Origin of the sequence: Pseudomonas emilianonis, assembly GCF_023072625.1 — a bacterium.
In the GTDB taxonomy this organism is placed as follows: Bacteria; Pseudomonadota; Gammaproteobacteria; order Pseudomonadales; family Pseudomonadaceae; genus Aquipseudomonas; species Aquipseudomonas paraveronii.
Window position 1 is genome coordinate 56,754 of the sequence record NZ_JAKNRV010000001.1, and the last position, 6,553, is coordinate 63,306.

Sequence of the window (6,553 nt, forward strand, 5' to 3'; positions counted from 1 at the left end):
AGGAAAGACGTTAATGGTATTGATTCTTATCCACTCTGTAAAACGCATAGACGAGCGAGATCGTAAAAACCGTAAGGGGAAAGTGTAAAGAATGTAAATTCAGTACGAATAGCAATGAATCGCAATTGATACAAAGTCTTGTTCAATCTATATTCCGCGGCCTCACATCCTTGGGGAAAGGACACGTCATGTCGCGCACTTGCTTAAAAACACCTGCCAGTTCACCACGTTTGCTGGCTTCGGCCATCGGCGTTGCTCTCGGCGCCAGCTCCGTTGCCCATCTGGCGCAAGCGGCCGAAGACACCGAGCAGAAAGGCCAGCGCAACAGCATCTCCCTGGGCGCCACCAGCATCACCGGGGAAGAACAGGACGCCACCTCCTATCAGGTCGAGAAAGCCTCTTCGCAAAAATACACCGCGCCGCTGGTGGACACGCCGCGCTCCGTCACCGTGGTGCCGCAGCAAGTGCTCAAGGACACCGCTGCCACCTCGCTGCAGGACGCCTTGCGCACCGTGCCCGGCATTACCTTCGGCGCCGGTGAAGGCGGCAACCCCCAGGGCGACCGCCCGTTCATCCGCGGTTTTGACGCCCAGGGCGACACCTACCTGGACGGCGTGCGCGATACCGGCGGCCAGAGCCGTGAAATCTTCGACATTGAATCGATCGAAGTCAGCAAAGGCCCGAACTCCTCGTTCGGCGGGCGTGGCTCGGCCGGCGGTAGCCTCAACCTGGTGAGCAAGACGCCCCAGGCGCGGGACTTCACCAACGGCGGCTTCACCTACGGTTCCGACCAGACCCGCCGCTACGTGCTCGACGTCAACCGCCAGTTCCTCGACGACAGCGCCGCGTTCCGCCTGAACCTGATGAGCCACGAGCAGAACGTGGCCGGCCGCGACGCAGTGAACTACGACCGCTGGGGCGTGGCGCCGTCGCTGACCTTCGGCCTCGGCACGCCGACCCGCGTCAACGTCAGCTACTACCACATGGAAAGCGACGACCTGCCGGATTCGGGGATTCCCTACGGCTACGGCTCCGCGACCGCCACCGCCCACGTGCATGACAAACCCAACGACGGCGGCGACAGCAATAACTTCTACGGCCTCAAGAGCCGCGACTTCCGCAAGACCCGCGCCGATATCAGCACGGTCTCCGTCGAACATGACCTGAACGACAACATGACGCTGAAAAACACCCTGCGCCATGGCAACACCGGCCAGGACTATATCCTCACGCAGCCGGACGACAGCAAACTCAACGTCAACAAGTTCGGCACCGTGTGGCGCCGCGCCAACAGCCGCGTGTCGACCACCGAGACCACCACCAACCAGACCGACCTGTTCGGCAGCTTCCAGGCGCTGGGCTTCAAGAACACCTACTCCACCGGCCTCGAATTCACCGGCGAAGAAACCCGAGTCAGCAGCTACACCATCAGCCCCAACGCCAACCCGGTCTGCACCGTGGCCAAAGGCAGCCTGGGCGGCCAATGCACCTCGCTGAGCAACCCGAACCCGGACGACGCCTGGACCGGCAGCATCGCGCGCAACTACAACGGCACCAACACCAAAGCCACCAGCCGCGGCGCCTACGTGTTCGACACCATCGAACTGGACCCGAAATGGCTGCTGAACGTCGGCCTGCGCTACGACACCTTCGACACCGTGGCCAACACCAACGCCACCGCCGGGCGCACCAAGATCAAGGAAGACAGCCAATTCTTCAACTGGCAGGGCGGCCTGGTCTGGAAACCTGTGGAGAACGCCAGCATCTATGCGTCCTACGCCACCTCGGCAACCCCGGCCGGTGGCCTGGTGGGTGAAGGCTCCGACGGCAACCCACTGTCTGCCGGCGCTGCCACCAGCGACCTGCAACCGGAAGAGACCGTCAACTACGAGCTGGGCACCAAGTGGGATCTGTTCCACAACCGCCTTTCGCTGACAGCTGCGGTATTCCGCACCGAGAAGAAGAACACGCGCATTCTGGTCGATGCCCTGACCTACCAGAACGCCGGCGAATCCCAAGTCGACGGCATCGAACTCTCGGCCAGCGGCAAGCTCACGGATCAATGGCAAGTGTTCGCCGGCTACAGCTACCTCGACAGCGAACTGGTCAAAGCCGGTCGCAACGGGCGCAACGGGGTGGTCAGCGCCGGTTCCAACGAGGGCAACCAAATGCCCAATACGCCGAAGAACTCCTTCAGCCTGTGGACCACCTATGACATCACTTCGAAACTGACCATCGGCGGCGGTGCGTTCTATGTCGACGAGGTCTACGGCGATGTCGGCAACACCGTGTATGTACCGTCCTACACCCGCTACGACGCCATGGCCAGCTACAAGCTGACCAAGAACGTCGATCTGCAACTGAACGTGCAGAACCTGACCGACAAGACCTACTACGACAAGGCCTTCTCGACCCACTTCGCCAACCAGGCGGCCGGGCGCACCGCACTGTTGACCACCAGCTTCCACTTCTAAGCGGTCAACCAGAAACCAAAGCCCCACGCATCGGATGCGTGGGGCTTTTGCGTGCTAAACAACAAAGTTTCTCGACAACCCACGGCATAATGCGCGCCGTGCTACAGATACCCAGATGAGCGAGGCGGTCCGACGTGTTGAAGAAAACCCTGTTCCAGTTGCACTGGTTCTTCGGCATCACTGCCGGGCTGGTGCTGGCCTTGATGGGGATTACCGGGGCGGCGGTGTCGTTCCAGGATGAACTATTGCGTGCGCTCAACCCCAGCGTACTGAGCGTGGAAAAACGCGAGGCCGGGGTACTGCCGCCCGCCGAGCTGGTGCGCAAGCTCGAAGCCAGCGAAGGCAAAACCGTGTCGATGCTCTGGGTGGAAACCGACAGCGGCAGCGCCGCGCGCGTGTTCTTCACCCCGCCGCCGGGTGAACGGCGCGGCCAGATGCGTTACTTCGATCCCTACACCGGCGACTACATGGGCGACGCCGTCGGCCAGGACGTATTCGGGTTTATCCTGCAACTGCACCGCTTCCTCGCGATGGGCGACACCGGCCGGCAAATCACCGGGGCCTGCACGCTGATCCTGCTGTTCTTCTGTCTCTCCGGCTTGTACCTGCGCTGGCCGCGCCAGGTGGCGAGCTGGCGCGCATGGCTGACCCTGGACTGGCGCAAAAAGGGCCGCAGTTTCAATTGGGACCTGCACTCGGTGTTCGGCACCTGGTGCCTGTTGTTCTATCTGTTGGCGGCGCTGACCGGCCTGTCCTGGTCCTACGAATGGTACAACCGGGGTCTTACCAAGCTGCTGTCCGACGCCCCGCAGAACGAACGGATGCGCAAACGCGGCCCGCCGCCGCAAGGCCCGGCGCCGGTGGCCAACTACGAGGCGATCTGGAGCAGCATCTACAGCAGCGCCGGCCCAGGCTTGAGCGCCTACAACATCCGCATGCCAGCGGTCGCCGGGCAGCCGGCCACGGTGTTTTACCTGCTGAAAGATTCGCCCCACGACCGCGCGCTGAACCAGATCAACCTGGACCCTGCGACCGGGGAGGTGAAATCCCACGACCGCTACGCCAGCAAAAGCCTCAAGGCTCAATTGCTGACCAGCATTTATGCACTGCACACCGGCAGTTACTTCGGCCTGGTGGGGCGGATCATCCTCACCGTCAGCTCGCTGCTCATGCCGCTGTTCTTCATCACCGGCTGGTTGCTGTACCTCGACCGCCGCCGTAAAAAGCGTCAGGTACGCAATGCCCGCGAGAGCCTCAGCGCCAATCACAGTCACGCGCCGGCGTGGCTGATCGGCTTTGCCAGCCAGAGCGGTTTTGCCGAACAACTGGCCTGGCAGACCGCCGGGCAATTGCAGGCGGCCGGCTTGCCGGTCAACGTGCAGCCGCTGGGCAGCGTCAGCCAGGACCAACTGCGCCAGTCAGAAAATGCGCTGTTCGTGGTCAGCACCTTCGGCGACGGCGAAGCGCCCGACAGCGCCCGAGGCTTCGAGCGCAGCGTGCTCGGCCAGGACCTGTCCCTCAAGGGCTTGAACTACTCGGTACTGGCCCTCGGCGATCGCCAGTACACGCACTTCTGCGGCTTTGCCCGGCGCCTGCATTTCTGGCTGACCCACCAGGGCGGCAACCCATTGTTCGCCCCCGTGGAAGTCGACAGCGGCGACACCGACGCCCTGCTGCACTGGCAACAACAGCTGGGCCAACTCACCGGGCATGCGCCGACAGCGGCGTGGCCGAGCGCACAGTATGAAAACTGCAGCTTGAACCAACGCACCTTGCTCAATCCTGGCAGTGTCGGTTCGGCTGTGTACCTGCTGGCGCTGAGCGCGCCGTCAGGGCAAAGCTGGACGGCCGGCGACCTGGTGGAAATCCTGCCGCGCAACAGCACCGGGGCCATTACGCAGTTCCTCGAGGGCCTGGGCTTGGCCAGCCGCGAAAGCGTGCTGATCGACGGCCTGGCCCACACCCTCGACCAGGCCCTGGCCACCCGCCAACTGCCGGACAACCGCGCCCATCTGGTGGGCTTGCATGCCCAGGCGCTGGTGAACGCGCTGGCGCCCCTGGGCATGCGCGAATACTCGATCGCCTCGATTCCCAGCGACGGCGTGCTGGAGTTGATCGTGCGCCAGGAACGTCATCCAGACGGCACACTCGGCCTGGGCTCGGGCTGGCTGACCGAACACGCGGCCCTCGGCTCAAGCATCACCCTGCGCTTGCGCCGCAACAGTGCTTTCCACCTGCCGGACGCACCTGCGCCGTTGATCCTGCTGGGCAACGGCACTGGCCTGGCCGGTTTGCGCAGCTTGCTCAAGGCGCGCATTGCCGATGGCCAGCAGCGCAATTGGCTGCTGTTCGGCGAACGCACAATCGCCCACGACTACCTGTGCCAGGACGAACTGCAAGGCTGGTTGGCCAGCGGTGACCTGGCGCTGCTGGACCTGGCGTTTTCCCGCGACCAGGAGGAAAAGATCTACGTACAGGATCGCCTGCGCGAATCGGCGGACGTGTTGCGGCGATGGCTGGCGGACGGTGCGGCGATCTACGTGTGTGGCAGTTTGCAGGGGATGGCTGCGGGGGTGGATCAGGTGCTGCATGAGGTGCTGGGCAGCGAGACGGTGGAGCGTTTGATCGAACAGGGCCGCTATCGCCGGGATGTCTACTGAGATCCTGCAAACACTGAAGAACCCATGTGGGAGGGGCGGTGCGACGGTTCGACTTGCCCCCGATGGCGGTGTATCAGTCAATTCATGGGTTACTGACCCACCGCCATCGGGGGCAAGCCCCCTCCCACAGTTTTGACTGCATTCCAAATCAGTTTTTGACTGCATTCCAAATCAGTTTTGACTGCTTTCCAAATCAGTTTTGACTGCATTCCAAATCAGTTTTGACTGCTTTCCAAATTAGTGTTGGCTGCTTTCCAAATCAGACCGGTTGCAGCTTTTGCTCGAACACTGAAACCCCATCCAGATCGCGCAGCATCACCGTCAATTCTGCCGTCTGCCCATCGATCTGCACTTCGCCAAAAAACTGGAACCCGGCAAACGGCGACGTGTTCTGCGCAGGCGGTGCTTTTTCGAACACCACCTGCGGGCCAAAGGTTTTATCCAGCGGATTGGGCCCGAAGCTCCCCGCATTCAGCGGCCCCGCGACAAACTCCCAGAACGGCTCGAAGTCCTGAAACGCTGCACGATCGGGGTGGTAGTGATGCGCCGCGCAGTAATGCACATCCGCCGTCAACCACACATGGTTGCGCACCTGCTGCGCGCGCAGAAACCCGAGCAGCTCGGCGATTTCCAATTCGCGGCCCTGGGCCGGGCCGGGGTCGTTGTTGGCGATCGCTTCCCAGCGCGGCACGCCCGGGCTGACTTCGCCGTCAGGCACGCCGAGGCCGATGGGCATGTCGGCGGCGATCACTTTCCATTGGGCCTGGGAGGCTTTGAGTTCGCGCTTGAGCCAGTCCAGTTGCTCTCGGCCGAGGAAGGGTTTTGCGCCGCCCAGGTTGTCATCGTTGGGCCCGCGATAGCTGCGCATGTCGAGCACGAACACATCCAGCAGCGGCCCGTAACTGAGCTTGCGATAAATCCGCCCGCCGCCGTCGGCGCTTTGTCGACGCATGGGCGAATATTCCAGCCAGGCCTGACGCGCATGACCGACCAGGGTGTTGATGTCCCGGGTCTGGTAGCGCTCATCGAGCGGCTTGCTCGGCGACCAGTTGTTCACCACCTCGTGGTCGTCCCACTGCCAGATCTGCGGCACTTCGGCGTTGAAGCGGCGCACGTTTTCATCCAGCAGGTTGTAGCGGTAATTGCCGCGATACTCATCGAGGGTTTCAGCGACTTTGCTCTTGGCCTCGGTGGTGATGTTGCGCCAAATGCGCCCGCCCTCGGTGGTCAGTTGCGCCGGCACCGGGCCGTCGGCGTAGATGGTGTCGCCGCTGTGGATAAAAAAGTCCGGCAGCGGCGCTAGTCTTGGGCCGCACAGCAGGGTTTTCCTGCTTTTTTTCCGGCCTTCGACAGGGATGACGACGGTAATGCTTGCTTGCCCGACCGCCTTTTTTCGACCTTGAACTTCCCGCCACCAAA

The 6,553-nt window shown here is 62.4% G+C and carries 3 protein-coding genes; 2 read left to right on the forward strand and 1 reads right to left on the reverse strand.

What is annotated here, in order from left to right; genetic code table 11:
• Nucleotides 1-188: 188 nt before the first annotated feature.
• The gene (locus L9Z73_RS00255) at nt 189-2,474 is read left to right on the forward strand and encodes a TonB-dependent receptor (RefSeq protein ID WP_247395533.1); all 2,286 of its coding nucleotides are present in this window, start codon (nt 189-191) and stop codon (nt 2,472-2,474) included.
• Nucleotides 2,475-2,608: 134 nt separating this feature from the next.
• Nucleotides 2,609-5,134: a PepSY domain-containing protein gene (locus L9Z73_RS00260; protein ID WP_247395534.1), complete on the forward strand. Its 2,526-nt coding sequence runs from the start codon at nt 2,609-2,611 to the stop codon at nt 5,132-5,134.
• Between the two features lie 259 nt (nt 5,135-5,393).
• Here the strand turns inward: L9Z73_RS00260 and L9Z73_RS00265 are convergent.
• Nucleotides 5,394-6,553, reverse strand: a 1,160-nt coding sequence (locus tag L9Z73_RS00265) for an alkaline phosphatase D family protein (protein ID WP_247395535.1), incomplete at its 5' end; no start/stop codon positions are given.

Bases quoted from the DNA above. Each gene is read 5' to 3' on its own strand.
- L9Z73_RS00255 (WP_247395533.1), top strand. From the start codon at position 189: ATGTCGCGCACTTGCTTAAAAACACCTGCCAGTTCACCACGTTTGCTG.